This window comes from Herbaspirillum sp. CF444, from assembly GCF_000282135.1.
Lineage (GTDB): Bacteria > Pseudomonadota > Gammaproteobacteria > Burkholderiales > Burkholderiaceae_D > Herbaspirillum.
In genome coordinates this window covers 161,919-176,297 of record NZ_AKJW01000058.1, presented here as the reverse complement: position 1 = coordinate 176,297, position 14,379 = coordinate 161,919, and the positions used below count along the sequence as shown (strand labels likewise).

Annotated in this window: 16 protein-coding genes; 6 read left to right on the top strand and 10 right to left on the bottom strand. The window is 60.3% G+C overall.

What is annotated here, in order from left to right; all coding sequences use genetic code 11:
- Positions 1–25: 25 nt before the first annotated feature.
- From coxB to PMI16_RS11295, 3 genes are all read right to left on the bottom strand, one after another.
- The gene (gene coxB, locus PMI16_RS11305) at positions 26–1,198 is read right to left on the bottom strand and encodes a cytochrome c oxidase subunit II (protein ID WP_007879567.1); all 1,173 of its coding nucleotides are present in this window, start codon (positions 1,196–1,198) and stop codon (positions 26–28) included.
- Between the two features lie 52 nt (positions 1,199–1,250).
- Positions 1,251–1,673 (bottom strand): DUF2244 domain-containing protein, encoded by a 423-nt coding sequence (locus tag PMI16_RS11300; protein ID WP_051994637.1) that lies wholly within the window; start codon positions 1,671–1,673, stop codon positions 1,251–1,253.
- Positions 1,674–1,920: 247 nt separating this feature from the next.
- Positions 1,921–2,856, bottom strand: a complete 936-nt coding sequence (locus PMI16_RS11295) for a methyltransferase domain-containing protein (RefSeq protein WP_007879564.1) — start codon at positions 2,854–2,856, stop codon at positions 1,921–1,923.
- Between the two features lie 282 nt (positions 2,857–3,138).
- Between PMI16_RS11295 and PMI16_RS11290 the strand changes: the two genes are divergently transcribed.
- Complete coding sequence (locus tag PMI16_RS11290) at positions 3,139–3,870, top strand: ComF family protein (RefSeq protein ID WP_237719847.1); 732 nt, start codon at positions 3,139–3,141, stop codon at positions 3,868–3,870.
- Positions 3,871–3,906: 36 nt separating this feature from the next.
- On the top strand, positions 3,907–4,389 hold the full coding sequence (locus tag PMI16_RS11285) for a tRNA (cytidine(34)-2'-O)-methyltransferase (protein WP_007879560.1): 483 nt from the start codon (positions 3,907–3,909) through the stop codon (positions 4,387–4,389).
- 67 nt (positions 4,390–4,456) lie between these two features.
- Here PMI16_RS11285 and PMI16_RS11280 read toward each other — a convergent pair whose 3' ends face one another.
- The 4 genes from PMI16_RS11280 to PMI16_RS11265 form a co-directional block, all read right to left on the bottom strand.
- Positions 4,457–5,251, bottom strand: a complete 795-nt coding sequence (locus PMI16_RS11280; protein WP_007879557.1) for an ABC transporter ATP-binding protein — start codon at positions 5,249–5,251, stop codon at positions 4,457–4,459.
- 1 nt (position 5,252) lies between these two features.
- Positions 5,253–6,146 carry an ABC transporter permease gene (locus PMI16_RS11275; RefSeq protein WP_007879556.1) on the bottom strand — a complete coding sequence of 298 codons (894 nt, stop codon included), beginning with the start codon at positions 6,144–6,146 and terminating at the stop codon, positions 5,253–5,255.
- A 168-nt stretch (positions 6,147–6,314) separates the two neighbouring features.
- Complete coding sequence (locus PMI16_RS11270) at positions 6,315–7,289, bottom strand: ABC transporter substrate-binding protein (protein WP_007879554.1); 975 nt, start codon at positions 7,287–7,289, stop codon at positions 6,315–6,317.
- Between the two features lie 76 nt (positions 7,290–7,365).
- Positions 7,366–8,355, bottom strand: coding sequence for an ABC transporter substrate-binding protein (locus PMI16_RS11265; RefSeq protein WP_007879550.1), 990 nt, complete (start codon positions 8,353–8,355; stop codon positions 7,366–7,368).
- A 268-nt stretch (positions 8,356–8,623) separates the two neighbouring features.
- Between PMI16_RS11265 and PMI16_RS11260 the strand changes: the two genes are divergently transcribed.
- Both PMI16_RS11260 and PMI16_RS11255 read left to right on the top strand, forming a co-directional pair.
- On the top strand, positions 8,624–8,971 hold the full coding sequence (locus PMI16_RS11260; RefSeq protein WP_007879549.1) for a DUF2946 family protein: 348 nt from the start codon (positions 8,624–8,626) through the stop codon (positions 8,969–8,971).
- Between the two features lie 58 nt (positions 8,972–9,029).
- Positions 9,030–9,521 (top strand): copper chaperone PCu(A)C, encoded by a 492-nt coding sequence (locus PMI16_RS11255; protein WP_007879548.1) that lies wholly within the window; start codon positions 9,030–9,032, stop codon positions 9,519–9,521.
- 112 nt (positions 9,522–9,633) lie between these two features.
- On the opposite strand, the gene rfaE2 is transcribed toward PMI16_RS11255, so the two are convergent.
- The 3 genes from rfaE2 to PMI16_RS11240 all read right to left on the bottom strand — a co-directional run bounded on the left by rfaE2 (position 9,634) and on the right by PMI16_RS11240 (position 12,057).
- Positions 9,634–10,107 carry a D-glycero-beta-D-manno-heptose 1-phosphate adenylyltransferase gene (gene rfaE2 / locus PMI16_RS11250; protein WP_007879547.1) on the bottom strand — a complete coding sequence of 158 codons (474 nt, stop codon included), beginning with the start codon at positions 10,105–10,107 and terminating at the stop codon, positions 9,634–9,636.
- A gap of 125 nt (positions 10,108–10,232) precedes the next feature.
- Positions 10,233–11,093, bottom strand: coding sequence for a ferritin (locus tag PMI16_RS11245; RefSeq protein ID WP_007879546.1), 861 nt, complete (start codon positions 11,091–11,093; stop codon positions 10,233–10,235).
- 139 nt (positions 11,094–11,232) lie between these two features.
- Entirely contained in the window at positions 11,233–12,057 is an 825-nt protein-coding gene (locus PMI16_RS11240; protein WP_007879544.1) for a PhaM family polyhydroxyalkanoate granule multifunctional regulatory protein, read from the bottom strand.
- A 299-nt stretch (positions 12,058–12,356) separates the two neighbouring features.
- Here PMI16_RS11240 and PMI16_RS11235 point away from each other — a divergent pair, with 299 nt between their 5' ends.
- On the top strand, positions 12,357–13,460 hold the full coding sequence (locus PMI16_RS11235; protein ID WP_034380014.1) for a DUF3108 domain-containing protein: 1,104 nt from the start codon (positions 12,357–12,359) through the stop codon (positions 13,458–13,460).
- A 121-nt stretch (positions 13,461–13,581) separates the two neighbouring features.
- Positions 13,582–14,361 (top strand): DUF3108 domain-containing protein, encoded by a 780-nt coding sequence (locus PMI16_RS11230; RefSeq protein ID WP_007879542.1) that lies wholly within the window; start codon positions 13,582–13,584, stop codon positions 14,359–14,361.
- Positions 14,362–14,379 lie beyond the last annotated feature (18 nt).

The window sequence follows — 14,379 nt, the reverse complement described above, 5'->3', positions numbered from 1 at the left end:
GCGCTCAGGTTCTCACTCAGTTCAGTTACTTGCGCGCAGCCAGTACGTCAGCCGGTTGAACGATATTTTCTTGTGCTTTATTGGACCAGCTGTTGCGCGTGTAGGTAATCACGGCGGCGATCTCGGTGTCGTTAAGCACCGACTTCCAGGCCGGCATCGCGTTCTTGCCGTTCAACACGGTATTGATCTGCGCGGCCTTCGGGCCGTTCACGACCGGGTCGCCGTCCAGTGCAGGGAATGCGCCGGGCACGCCCTTGCCGTTGGCCTGATGGCAGACCACGCAATTGGAGGTGTAGACTTTTTCGCCGCGCTGCTTGAGTTCGTCGATGGTCCAGACCTTGGTCGGATCATCGGCCTTGGCGGCCATTTCCTTTTTCTTGCCGTCGACCCAGGTCTTGTAGTCGGCTTCGCTGACCACGTTGACGACGATAGGCATGAAGGCATGGTCCTTGCCGCACAGCTCAACGCACTGGCCGCGGTAAGTACCGATCTTCTCGGCCTTGAACCAGGTGTCGCGCACGAAACCGGGGATCGCATCCTGCTTCACGCCGAAGGCCGGAACAGTCCACGAGTGGATCACGTCGTTGGCGGTGGTGACGATGCGGACCTTCTTGTTGACCGGGACAACGACTGGATTGTCGACTTCGATCAGGTAGTTGTCGTTTTTCTTCAGGGAAGCATCGACGATCTGTTCACGCGGCGTGGCCAGGTTGGACAGGAAGGAAATGCCTTCGCCTTCGCCCTTGAGGTAATCGTAACCCCACTTCCACTGCATGCCGGTGACCTTGATGGTCAGGTCGGCGTTGGAAGTGTCTTTCATCGCGACGACGGTCTTGGTGGCGGGCAGCGCCATGCCGATCACGATCAGGAAAGGAACCACGGTCCAGGCGATTTCGACGGTGGTGCTTTCGTGGAAACTGGCCGACTTGTGGCCGAGGGACTTGCGGTGCTTGAGGATGGAGTAAAACATGACGCCGAACACGGCGATGAAAATCACCAGGCAGATGATCAGCATCAGGTGATGCAAATCATAGATCTGTTCGGCGATCTGCGTGACCGGCGGCTGGAAATTGGTCTGCAACACGGCCGGACCGCCCTGACTATCGACGACCTTATCACCCCATGCCCATGACGGCACGGAAGCCGTCAGGAGCGATGCACCAAGTAGCAAAGAATGAAGGCGCTTCGCAATTATCATGATTTCCTCAAAAGCCCAAAATAATTATAAGAATTGTGCCGACTACCTGACGCTACTGCTTGCTGATCTCCCGCTCCAGCTCCAGTGCGAACTCGCGTCTCTTCCATTCCGTCAGGTACCGACCTACATCGACTCGTATTCCAGAGGACTCCAGTCCCACCAATTTGTGGCGAGACCCTGCCGGCTCGATTCGTATCTTGTGCAGATCAAGCCTGAAGCGACTCGTTTTTCCTGCTTGCACGAATTCGACCAGCAAACAATCTTCGACCAGCGCGATATATTCGCGATCAGTCGCATGACGTGCATAAATCAGAAAAGCAAAACCGACTGCGGACAACTCAAGTACAGAAAAAACCAATATGTACCAGGCTCCACGCAAAGTGAAAACAAACGCTACTGTCAGAGAAACCGCGCAGAGGATCGCGAAAACTTGCCCCAGTTGGTGCGGCGCAATCGAACAGTTGCGCTTCAACATCCACTCCCGCTTTACCACGGTACGCCTCTGCAATCACCTTTGAAACCGTAAGGCCGAGCACGTCCGCACAAGCTAAAACCCTCGGAGTATAAGGGGTAACCGTAAATGTTATCAAGCGGAATAAAGTCGCTTTTTCGCTCTTGACACAATGCCTTTTCGGACCTCGGAAAGCACCCGCCTGCGCCAGAAAAATCCGCTCCGGACGACGATGCAACACGATGAAATGTCGGATCGGCGGCGCGCATGGCTAGTTTTTCGGCAAATCGAAGCGAATAATCGACTCTCCGCCGGCCGTGGTCCTGGGTACCGGCCGGAAGGCGTGGCCGTAGATCACTTCAAACGTCAGCGGTATCTTGCCGTCGGCGCCGCGCAGTTGCTCCAGCGCCTTGATCAGCTTGCCGTAAGCGTCGCGTCCGAGCAGGCCGCGCCGCCGGTTTTCGAGCGGATTGCCGCCCCAGGCGCGCACGTCCGCCAGCAGGCGTTGCGGCGTTTCATAGGTGACGGTGATGTTTTCCATGTCCATCACCGGCGTGGAAAAACCGGCATTGACCAGCATGTCGCCGAAATCGTGCATGTCGACGAACGGCAGGCTGTGCGGCGCGACATCCACGTTTTCGAAGGCGGCGCGCACTTCCTTGAAGGTGTCCGGGCCGAAGCAGGAGAACATCAACAGGCCTTCGACGCGCAGGACCCGGCGCCATTCGGCGAACACGCGGTCCGGCTGCGGATGCCACTGCAAGGCCAGGTTGGACCAGACCACGTCCAGCGCATTGACGGCAAACGGCAATTGGGCAAAGTCGGCGCACGCCAGGCTGCCGGCACTGCCGGAGCCGGACGACGGCAGCCATTTGGTCAGCAGGCGGTTGACGGCGGATTGCGCCGCCTGTTGGCGCTCCTGCGCCAGGGCCAGCATGCTGAAGGCGCCGTCCAGGCCGATGATCTGGGCGTCGATGAAACGCTTTTGCAACGCCGCGATGTCGGCGCCCTCGCCGCAACCGGCGTCCAGCACGCGCTTCGGCTCGATCTTGATCAGCGTCAGCTTCTCCTGCATGCGGGCGGAGACTTCGCGGCGCAAGAAATCCGATTCGGCGATGCGGGCCGGCATGGAAAACAGGCGGCGCACCAGAGGCAGATCGATCGGCGCGCTCAATTTGGCGCTGGCGTTGGGCAGAGGCAAAGACATGAAAAATCGGGCGGGCAAGATGAGATAATCGGTGCTGGGCGCTTGTCGGACTTGGGGAATCGAAGCGAAAAAATAGCTGGGCGAGGACAGATTTTGCCGGATTCGAAGTGTCAATAGCGAGCTATTGACCAAGAAGACGGTGAAATATGGACCGTCCAGGTGTTTTTGCAGCCGATTACTCCCAAGTCCGGCAGGCTCCTAGTGTAGTCCAATTCCCTATTTTGAGTACAAACCCGCCCCTGCCGCCAGGATGCCCCGACCATGTTCGCCCGCTTGCAAAGTATGACCAGAAACCTCCTGCGGCGACCAGATTGGCTGCCGCAACTGCTGCCCTCTTCCTGTGTGCTGTGCGGACAAACCGACCGCAACGCCGTGTGCCAGCCCTGCCGCCAACGGCATTTCACGACGCGTCCGCGCCGCTGCGTGCAATGCGCCATGCCGATTCCGACCACCGCCAAGGAAATCCGCTGCGGCGACTGCCTCAAGCACAAGCCGGCCTTCGACGCCACCGTCGTCGTGGCCGACTATGCCGCGCCGGCCGACCAGTTGGTGCTGGCGCTGAAATTCGGCGCCAAACTGCCGCTGGCGCCGCTCATGGCGGACATGCTGCGGGAGGCGGCGACGCATTACGCCGAGCGTGGCCTGGCGCTGCCGACGCTGCTGACGGCGGTGCCGCTGGGCAAACTGCGGCTGCAGGAGCGCGGCTTCAACCAATCCCTGGAAATCGCCCGGCCGCTGTCGCGCCGGCTCGACATCCCGCTTGAGTCCTTGCTGGTGCGCCTGCGCGACACCCTGGCCCAGGCGACGCTGCCCAACGAGGAGCGCCGACGCAACATCAAGCGCGCCTTCGTGGTGCCGACGCCAGCCATGAACTACGTACGCGGCGCGCATATCGGCGTGATCGACGACGTCATCACCACCGGTGAAACGCTCAACGAAATCGCTTCCACGCTCAAGCGCTTCGGCGCCAAGCGCGTGACCAATATCGTGTTTGCCCGCACGGTATCGAAATAGCCTCAACTTTCATCCGCTTCACTCAAGGAGAATCATTTGTTTCACGTCGTTCTGGTCGAGCCGGAAATTCCTCCCAATACCGGCAACATCATCCGCCTGTGCGCCAACACCGGCGCGCAATTGCATCTGATCGAGCCGCTCGGCTTCCCGCTCGACGACGCCAAGATGCGGCGCGCGGGGCTGGATTATCACGACTACGCGAGCATGCAGGTGCATCCCAACTGGGATGCCTTCATCGAAAAACGCCAATCCGATCCGGACTTCGATGCCGCGCGCATGTTCGCGCTGACCACGCACGGTTCGACGCCGTTTGCCGGCGTGGCCTTCCATCCCGGCGACGTGTTCGTGTTCGGCGCCGAAACGCGCGGCCTGGCGCCCGAGTTGCGCGAATCCTTCCCGACCGGCCAGCGCATCCGCCTGCCGATGCGGCCGGACAATCGCAGCCTGAATTTGTCCAATACGGTCGCCGTGGTGGTGTATGAGGCGTGGCGGCAGAATGGTTTCGCCGGCGGCAGTTGAGTCGCGCCGAATTGTCCGCGCAATAAAAAAGGCCGCACACGCGGCCTTTTTATTTGATTGCTCCCGCTTACCCCAGCAGCAGCGCATCGTCGGAGAGCACTTCCCCACGCGTGCGCTCGAACATCTTGAGCAGATCCGGCACGTCCAGACCGGCGCGTTCTTCTCCGGACACATCCAGCACCACTTGGCCCTGATGCAGCATCACCGTGCGGTCGCCGTAATCCAGCGCCTGGCGCATGCTGTGGGTCACCATCATGGTGGTCAGCTTGCTTTCGGCGACGATCTTGGCGGTCAGCTCCAGCACGAAAGCTGCCGTCTTCGGGTCCAGCGCGGCGGTGTGCTCGTCCAGCAGCAGGATGCGCGACGGTTGCAACGACGCCATCAGCAGACTGACGGCCTGGCGCTGGCCGCCGGACAGCAGGCCGATGCGGTCCGTCAGGCGCTTTTCCAGGCCTAGGTTGAGGATCGCCAGCTTCTCGCGGAACAGCTCGCGCATGTTGCGCTTGATGGCGAAGCCAAAGCCGCGGCGCTTGCCGCGCGCCATCGCCAGCGCCATGTTTTCTTCAATGGTCAGGGCTTCGCAGGTGCCCGCCATCGGGTCCTGGAACACGCGCGCCACCATGCCGGCGCGATCCCAGGCTTGTTTCTTCGTGACGTCGACGCCGTCGATTTCGATACTGCCCGAATCCACCAGCAGGTCGCCCGAAATCGCATTGAGGAAAGTCGACTTGCCGGCGCCGTTGGAGCCGATCACGGCGACGAACTGGCCGGTCGGGATTTCCAGGTCGAGACCGCGCAGGGCGGGGTTTTCAATCGGCGTGCCCGGATTGAAGGTAATTTTGAGATCTTTTGCCTTCAACATGTCAGCCTCCCTTGCGCAGCAGTTTCAGCTTGCGCTTGCCCATCGGCAGCACCAGCGCCAGCATGACCAGCACGGCGGTGACCAGGTTCAGGTCCTGCGCTTGCAGGCCGATGAAATCGCTGTTGAGCGCCAGCGCGATGAAGAAGCGGTACAGAATCGCGCCAAGAATCACCGCCAGCGTGGTCAAGACCAGACGACGCGCCGGCAGGATGTTTTCGCCGATGATCACGGCCGCCAGGCCGATCACGATGGTGCCGATGCCCATGGAAATGTCGGAACCGCCCTGGGTCTGCGCAAACAGCGCGCCGCCCAATGCCACCAGTGCGTTGGCCAGCGCCATGCCGGCCAGCGTGGCGCGGCCGGTGGCGATGCCTTGCGCGCGCGCCATGCGGGCGTTGGCGCCGGTGGCGCGCATGGCCAGGCCGATTTCGGAAGAGAAGAACCAGTCCAGCAGCAGCTTGGCGAGCACCACCACCACGATCAGCACCAGCGGACGCTCGACATAGTCGGGCATCCAGTCCGGCAGCAGGATGCTGAAAATGGTCGGTTCGTTGATCAGCGGCACATTGGGCTTGCCCATGACGCGCAGGTTGATGGAGTACAGCGCGATCATCATGAGAATACTGGCCAGCAGATCCATGATCTTCAGGCGCACGTTCAGCCATGCGGTCGTGAAACCCGCCAGCGCGCCGGCCAGGATCGCCACACCGGTCGCCAGGAAGGGGTTGTAGCCGGCGGCGATCATGGTTGCCGCCACGGCGCCGCCCAGCGGAAAGCTGCCGTCGACGGTCAGATCGGGGAAAGTGAGGATGCGGAAGGAAATCAGCACCCCGAGGGCGACCAGGCTGAAAATCAGCCCGATTTCCAGTGCGCCCAAGAGCGTATACAGCGACATAAAAAGGTCTTTCTAAGAAAACACATTCGGCATTGATCTCTGTATGACCAATGCCGGATGTCCTCTGAAAATCATGCCGTGGAGCGCTGGTGGCGCCGCACGGCATGCTTCGAGATACAACTGTCCGCGGCCCTGGTACAGCCGGGCCGCAAGGCGCTCAACAAGGAATCAGTTGAGGACCTTGGTCGCCGACTTGAGGAAGTCCGGATTCAGCGTCACGCCCTGCTTTTGCGCGGCGGACGTGTTGATGTACAACTCCAGGTTCTTGCTGGTCGACGATGGAATATCGCCCGGCTTTTCGCCCTTGAGGATGCGCGCCACGATTTTACCGGTCTGACGGCCCAGGTCGTAGAAATTCACGCCCAGTGCTGCAACCGCGCCACGCTTGACGCTGCCGGTGTCGGAGGCGATCAGCGGAATTTTAGCGTCATTGCAGACCTTGGCCAGCGACTCGAAGGTCGACACCACGACGTTGTCGGTGGTGGTGTAGATCAGGTCGACCTTGCCGATCAGGCTTTTGGCGGCAGGCGCGACGTCAACCGAACGCGGCGACGCCGCTTCCACCAGCGTCATGCCCTGCTTTTCCAGCACGGCCTTGATGGCGTTGAGCGCAGAGACCGAATTGGATTCGCCCGGATTGTAGACGATGCCGACGCGCTTGGCGTTGGGAACGACTTTCTTGATGATCTCGACTTGCTTGACCGGATCCAGCATATGCGACAGGCCGGTGACGTTGGTGCCGGACGGGCCCCAGTCCTTGACCAGTTGCGCCGCGATCGGATCGGCGATGGCCGTATAGACGATAGGAATGGTCTTGGTCGATGCCACCAGCGGTTGCGCCGACGGCGTGCCGATGGCGACGATCACGTCAGGATTGTCGCCGACGAATTTCTTGGCGATCTGGCCGGCGGTACCGGCATTGCCCTGGGCGCTCTGAAATTCCCATTTGAAACCCTTGCCGGCATCGAAGCCTTCGGCCTTCAGTTCGTCGCGGGTGCCGTCGCGCACCGCGTCCAATGCCGGATGTTCGACGATGGACGTCGCCAGCACGCTCTTGTCGGCAGCCAGCGCCGGCGCGGCGCAGACAGCGGCCAACGCGAGCGCGCCGGTGATGATGCGCAAACTCTTACTCAATGTGAACATATCCTCTCCTCAGGTGATGCTGTGTGTATGAAAAAGCGCCTCTTGGCGGGCGCTTGTTTTTCAGTGATTCAGTTATTTACTTGATGACTGTCTTGGCCGACTTGATCAGGTCAGCCGACAAGGTCACGCCTTGCTTTTGCGCCGCGGTCGTATTGACGAACAGTTCCAGCTTGCTGCTGGTTGCCGAAGCGATGTCGCCCGGCTTTTCGCCCTTCAGGATGCGCGCCACGACTTTGCCGGTCTGACGGCCGAGGTCATAGTAGTTCACGCCCAGCGCCGCAATCGCACCGCGCTTGACGCTGTCGGTGTCGGAAGCCACCAGCGGGATCTTGGCGTCGTTGCCGACCTTGACCAGCGCTTCGTAGGCCGACACCACGTTGTTGTCGGTGTTGGTGTAGATCACGTCGACCTTGCCGATCAGGCTCTTGGCGGCGGAACCGACGTCGACGCTGCGCGGCGCGGCGGCTTCAACCAGGCTGATGCCGGACTTGCCCAGCAGTTCCTTCAATGCCTTGACGACCACGGCCGAATTGGCTTCGCCCGGGTTGTAGACCATGCCGACGCGCTTGACGTTAGGCACGACGCGCTTGATCAGGTCGACTTGCTTTTCCAGTTCCAGCAGGTCGGACACGCCGGTGACGTTGGTGCCGGATGCCTTCCAGTCCTTGACCAGTTGCGCAGCGACCGGGTCGGTGACGCCGGAATAGACGACAGGAATCGATTTGGTGGCGGCCACGACGGCCTGTGCCGACGGTGTCGCGATGGCGACGATGGCGTCAGGCTTGTCGCCGATGAACTTGCGGGCGATCTGTGCGGCAGTGCCGGTGTTGCCTTGGGCGCTTTGGTATTCCCACTTCAGGTTCTTGCCGACTTCGAAGCCTTCATCCTTCAATTCGTCCTTGACGCCGTCGCGCACGGCGTCCAGAGCCGGATGCTCGACGATGGCGGTGACCAGAACGGTTTTGTCCGCGGCGAAAGCCGGCGCAGAGCATGCCGCGGCCAGGGCCAGGGTGCCGACAAGCGCATTTACCATTGCTGGCAACGACAATTTTTTCATGCTGGACATGGATGTCTCCTCAAAATTTTTAGATGAAAGCCGCAAAAGACGCTAAGTCTAGCCTAGCGCCTGCCAACAATCAATTTACGTAAACAATTTTGGAGCAGGACGAAATCAGCCGCCGGATGCGGCATCGGCGCCAAAAATCGATCATTCGGCACGATCTTTCGCACATCCGTTCTTATTTCTCGCAAAATCGTAAAAAGTCGACCTGACAAACGACCGATCCGGCTCGCATTGGGAAGCGAGAAAACCTCAATTGATATAATCTGCGCCCATGCCGACCGCCCTTCGTTCCTTCGCCGCCTGGATTGCCATCGCCTGCCTGGCATTCGGCAGCCTGTTGCCGCTGAGTTCGCTGGCGACGGCAAAAACGCCGGCGTCAGCCATGGCGATTTGCTCGACCGGGACTGCCTGGCAAAGTCCGGGCTCCGCTCCCGGCCAGCCGGCGCACGGCCATTGCACCTATTGCAGCAGCAGCCAGCCCTTCGTACTGGATTTGCCGGCAAGCAATGTCGATGCATTCCGGGCAACCTGTGCATACCTGAGCGCGCAGATGCCGCGGCGCAGCCATCTGCCGCATTTATCGCTGGAAGACAACCGGGCGCGAGCGCCGCCGGGCTGAGCACCTGCATTTCTTGTGCACCCGCCTCGCGATTACTCTCAACATTCAAAGGATTCCCATGTCTTACCGCCACTTGCTTACCCTCGTCGCCGCCTTCGTCCTGACCGGCGTCGCTCATGCTCACGAATACAAGGTCGCCGAACTCCAGGTCGGCCATCCATGGGCGCGTCCTACCGTGCCCGGCCAACCGTCCGGCGGCGCTTACCTGAGCATTGAAAACAAAGGCAAAGCCGGCGACAAGCTGATCGCCGTCGCCACCCCCGCCGCCAAGTCGGCTGAAATCCACACCATGTCCATGGAAGGCAATGTGATGAAGATGCGCGAAGTCGGCAGCATCGACATCAAGCCCGCCGAAAAAATCGCCATGCAGCCCGGCAGCGGCTATCACATCATGCTGATCGGCCTGAGCCAGCCGCTGAAAGCCGGCGACAAGATCCCGATGACGCTGACGTTTGAAAAGGCCGGCAAGCTGGAAGTCTCGGTATACGTCGAAGACAAGACCGCCGATAAAGGCGGCGACAAGGGCGGCATGGAACATATGCACCATTGATAGCTCGTCGTGCAGCATCCAGCCTGCGATAAGCGGCAATAAAAAAGCGGCCCACGTAAACGGGCCGCTTTTTTTGTGACCGGCATTGCCGCCGTATTCCGCCTGGCTGCGCTTATTTGCGCACCTTGGCCAGCAACTTGGTGGTGGAGCGATCATGCTCGAAAGCGATGGCCACGGCCTTGCCGCCATAGGCCGCAACGGCTTGCCCTTCCGGGATGGCCGTCATGTCGTAGTCGCCGCCCTTCACATAGATCTGCGGACGCGCTTCCTGCACCACTTCCAGCGCCGTGTCTTCGTCGAAAGGCACCACCAGCGACACCGACTCCAAGGCAGCCAGTACCGCCATGCGGTCTTCGCAGGTGTTGATCGGACGATCCTCTCCCTTGCCGAGGCGCTTCACCGATGCATCGGTATTGGCCGCCACCACCAGCGATGCGCCTTGCGCGCGCGCCTGCGCCAGATAGGTCACGTGGCCGCGATGCAAAATATCGAACACGCCGTTGGTCAGCACCACCGGCTGCGGCAACGCGGCGACGCGCGCTTTCAACTCGGCGCGGCTGCAAATCTTTTTCTCGAAATCGCTCATCTGGTTCTTTCTGTACTGTCTCACTGCCCGCTTGGCTATTGAGCGCTTTGCTCACGCGGCTTTAGCAAATAAAAAAGCCGCACGTAGTGTGCGGCTTTCGTCGTCATACTGCAAGCCGGCCAGGATCAGGCGGCGGCAGATCGCACCGGCGCAGGCGCCATGCGAGTGACGATTTCCTTGCGATAACGATTGAGCTCCTGCACGGTTTCAAAGGTGCGCTCGAACAGCAGCGACATGTTGTGCAGGATGCGGTCGACGACCTTCTTTTCCCACTCGCTGTCGAACTTGATCTGCGTGTCGAGCCAGTGCTCCAGCCACTCCGGATCCGGCAGGCGGCTTTGCACAGTGTCGTTCGGGAACAGCGCCTGATTGACGTGCAGGTTGGTCGGATGCAGCGGCTTTTCGGTGCGGCGGGCCGATGCCATCAATACGCCGATCTTGGCGAAGGCTGCGCGTGCAGTGTCGCCGACTTCGACCAGGGCCTTCTTCATGTAGCGCAGGTAAGCGCCGCCGTGGCGTGCTTCGTCCTGGCTGATGATCTTGTAGATTTGCTTGATGACCGGTTCGGTGTGCCAGTCGGAGGCGCAGCGGTACCAGTGATTCAGGCGGATTTCGCCGCAAAAGTGCATCATCAGCGTTTCCAGCGGCGGCGCAGGATCGAATTCGAAACGCACGTTGTGCAGCTCTTCTTCCGTCGGCGCAAATTCGGGCTTGAAGCGGCGCAAATATTCCATCAGCACCAGAGAGTGTTTTTGCTCTTCGAAGAACCATACCGACATGAACGCGGAAAAGTCGCTGTCGCCACGGTTGTCGCGCAGGAACATTTCCGTCGCGGGCAGCGCCGACCATTCAGTGATCGCATTCATGCGAATGGTCTGGGCTTGTTCGTCGGAGAGCATCGAAGCATCGAATTTATCCCAGGGAATATCTTTATCCATATTCCAGCGGACTTGTTCGAGCGATTTAAACAGTTCTGGGTACAGCATTCTGACCTTGCCTATGATTTAACTTGTTGATTTTACCAAGAGTTTCCCCCGTCCCCATACTAAAACGACTTCGTTTCAGAATGATGACATGCGACAAAGTCACGCACATTTGCGGACAAATGTTGTTGTTTTGCGCCGATCAAGGGGATTTTGGCTTGCGAGAGGCTGGCTTGGATTGGCGAGATTGTACAACAGTCGATTTGGCGCGTGTTCGCGGTTTGGCTTCCGCCTTGGGTTTTGTTGTTTTTTTCGGTCCTGCCGGCTTGACCGCCGCCCTGGCTGAGGGCTTGGCTACGGGCTTGTTTTCTTTGGCCGTTTTCCCCGCAGGAACCTGATCGGCCAGCACGTTGCCGACGGCCTGCTGAAATTGCTCCTGCAACAGATTCCACCAGGCATTGGGATTGGCCATGGAGGCCTGGAAATCCGGTACCGGCATCGGCTTCTGCGCTGCTTGCGGCTTTTCCTTTGCAGCTTCGGTCTCAGCAGCCGCATCATTGGCGGCCGCCGACACATCTTCCGGCATGTCTTCTTCGGCTTCTTCCTCGTCTTCCACGGCCGGCTCCGGCTCTGACTTCGGCTGCGGCGCCGAGGCTTTGCGCGGTGCGTCCTTTTCCTGAGCAGGCGATTGCGGCGGCCAGGCCGGGAAACCGAACGGCGAGGCGGTCTTGGCCGCAGCAGCGGCAGCGTCGCCTTCGCCCGGCGTCAGGATGGCGCCCATGGCCTGCAAGGTCGACAAGGTGGCGCTTTGCACTTCGAGGGTCTGGATGGTCGCCCGCAGCATATTCATGTTGAGTTCCAGCCATGAAGCGACGGTTTTGAGGTCCGCGATCTTCTTGTTGATTTCCTCGACCGACAACGACGGAATCCCCATGGCGGGCGCGCCCATGCTGCCCCACATCTTGCGCATGAATTCCATGGTGTCGGCTATCGATCCGGCGCCGGGCATGTTGTTGTGATTCAGCATTTCAGTCTCCTGTCGATCCACTCAATTGAAACATCCGCCGTCGGTACGCACGATATCCGCGCGTCCGGAAGAAAGCGACTTGATCATGCGCTCCTTCCTCAGGCTGTGCAACCTGCCGCGCCGCCGATCAAGGAACGATTTCTCATTCCCCGCAATATACGGACAGCACACGGACAACACACGGGCGACCAGCAGTCCCGGGCGAAAAAATCGCATTGTACTTGGGTTCAATTGCAGATTGCTGCATTCGCGCCCGGGAAAACCAGAGCCGCAACCAGGAGCCGCGCTACACTTACGCCATGACAGAAACAAAGGCTTTCCCTCCGACCAGACGATGGCGCATCGTGGCGCTGGTCTTGTTCACCATCCTGCTGCACCTGCTGGCCATCCATTGGGGCAAGCCCTACCTGAATGCATCCGGGACCGATAATCCGGCGTCGGCCGGCATCAGCGTGGCGCTGGTGCCGTTGGAATTGCCCAGGCAACCCGTCTCGCTGCCGGTCGCGACCAAACCCAAGGTTCAAAAAGTCAAACCAAGGCTTGCGCCCAAAGTGCCGCCGGCATCGACACCGGCAAACAGCACGGCCCTCCCGGTCGTGGCGGATGCCCCGACTGCGCCGGCAACCGGCGACGTTGCCGACGCCGCAAAGACGGAAGCGGATGCAACTGCAACACCAAGCCTCCCTCCCCTTGCCCCCGCCGATGACAAGGCCGCGCCAAAAGCCGGACAGGGTACGCAATACCAGTTCGATCCGCCGCCGTCAGCCGACCTGGAATATGACGTCCACGCCTTTTTCAATGACCTGAACTGGTCCGGCACCGGCACGCTGGCATGGAAAACCGACGGCAACAGCTATAACGTGGACGGCGAAGTCTATGTCCGGATGTTCGCCAAGATCACCTTCCTGACCTTCACCAGCAAGGGCGAGCTCGGCCAATTCGGCGTCTCGCCCGAGATTTATACAGAAACGAAACGCAACCGTTCCGCCACCAACACGCACTTCAACCGCGAGCGCAATCTGGTCAGTTTCTCTTCGTCCACCGCCACTTACCCGCGTGCCGGCGGCGAACAGGACCGCGCCAGCATCATCTGGCAACTGGCCGCGATCGGCCGCGGCGACCCAGGCAAGTTCGTGCCCGGCGCGGTCATCGACATGTTCGTGGCAGGCGTGCGCGACGGCGAAGTGTGGCGCATGCAAATCGTCGGCCAGGAAGAAATCCGCCTGATCGATGGCGCGCACCAGGCCTGGCACGTGGTGCGCCAGCCGCGTCCGGGCTCCTACGACCAGCGGCTCGACATCTGGCTGGACCCGGCGCGGCAATGGTATCCGGCCCGTTTGAGGTTTACCGAAACAAACGGGGATTATTTGGAGATGTCGTTGTCCAATCTCAAAACTCGGTAAACTAGGGTTTTGGGCTGAGGCGTTGAACCCAGCCCCCAGCTACGCTCCGAAAAACCGTAGGCACGGGTCCCGCAAAGTATATTGCCCACCGGACAGTTGCCGAATTTTCAAGTGAATCCACATGTCTCTATCCACCTCTCCGCGCCGCGCGCTTTCGCGGCTGTTCAGCGCACTGCTGCTGACCGCAGCCTCCCTGTCCGTCCTCGCCGCCGATCCCGCCGAGCATCCCGTGGTCAAGCGCAAAGTCAGCCTGCCGCCTTCAGCCGAGCTGCACTACGCCATCGAGGCCAAACAAAGCGGCCTGCAAGTCCAGGGCGAGGCACTGGTCAAATGGAACAACAGTGGCGCCAAGTACGTCGTCACCACCGAAACCCGCGCCATGATGCTCGGCAAGATCCTGGAAGCCACCAGCGAAGGCGACATCGACGACTACGGCCTGGCGCCGACGCGCTTCGTCGACAAGCGTTTCCGTCGCGAAGCGTCGACCACGACCTTCAATCGCGAAACCAAGGCCATCAACTTCACCCAATCGACGGAAAATTATCCGCTCAGGGGTGGCGAACAGGACCGCGCCAGCATCATTTGGCAGTTGATCGCCGTCGCGCGCGGCAATGCCGACAAATTCACGCCGGGCTCCGAATGGCTGTTCTTCGTCGCCGGTCCGCGCGACGCCGAACAATGGAGCTTCAAGGTCGTCGGCCGCGAAAAGATCAAGACCAGGCAGGGTGAAATCAACGCCGTCCACGTGCTGCGCGCGCCGCCGCCGGACGACAAGGGACAAAAGCTCGACATCTGGCTGGCGCCGTCGTCGGACTGGTATCCTGCACGCTTGCGCTTCACCGATCCGGATGGCGATTTCATCGAACAAACGCTGGACAGCGTGAACAAGAAACCCGCTTAGACAACGATTCAGGCAACA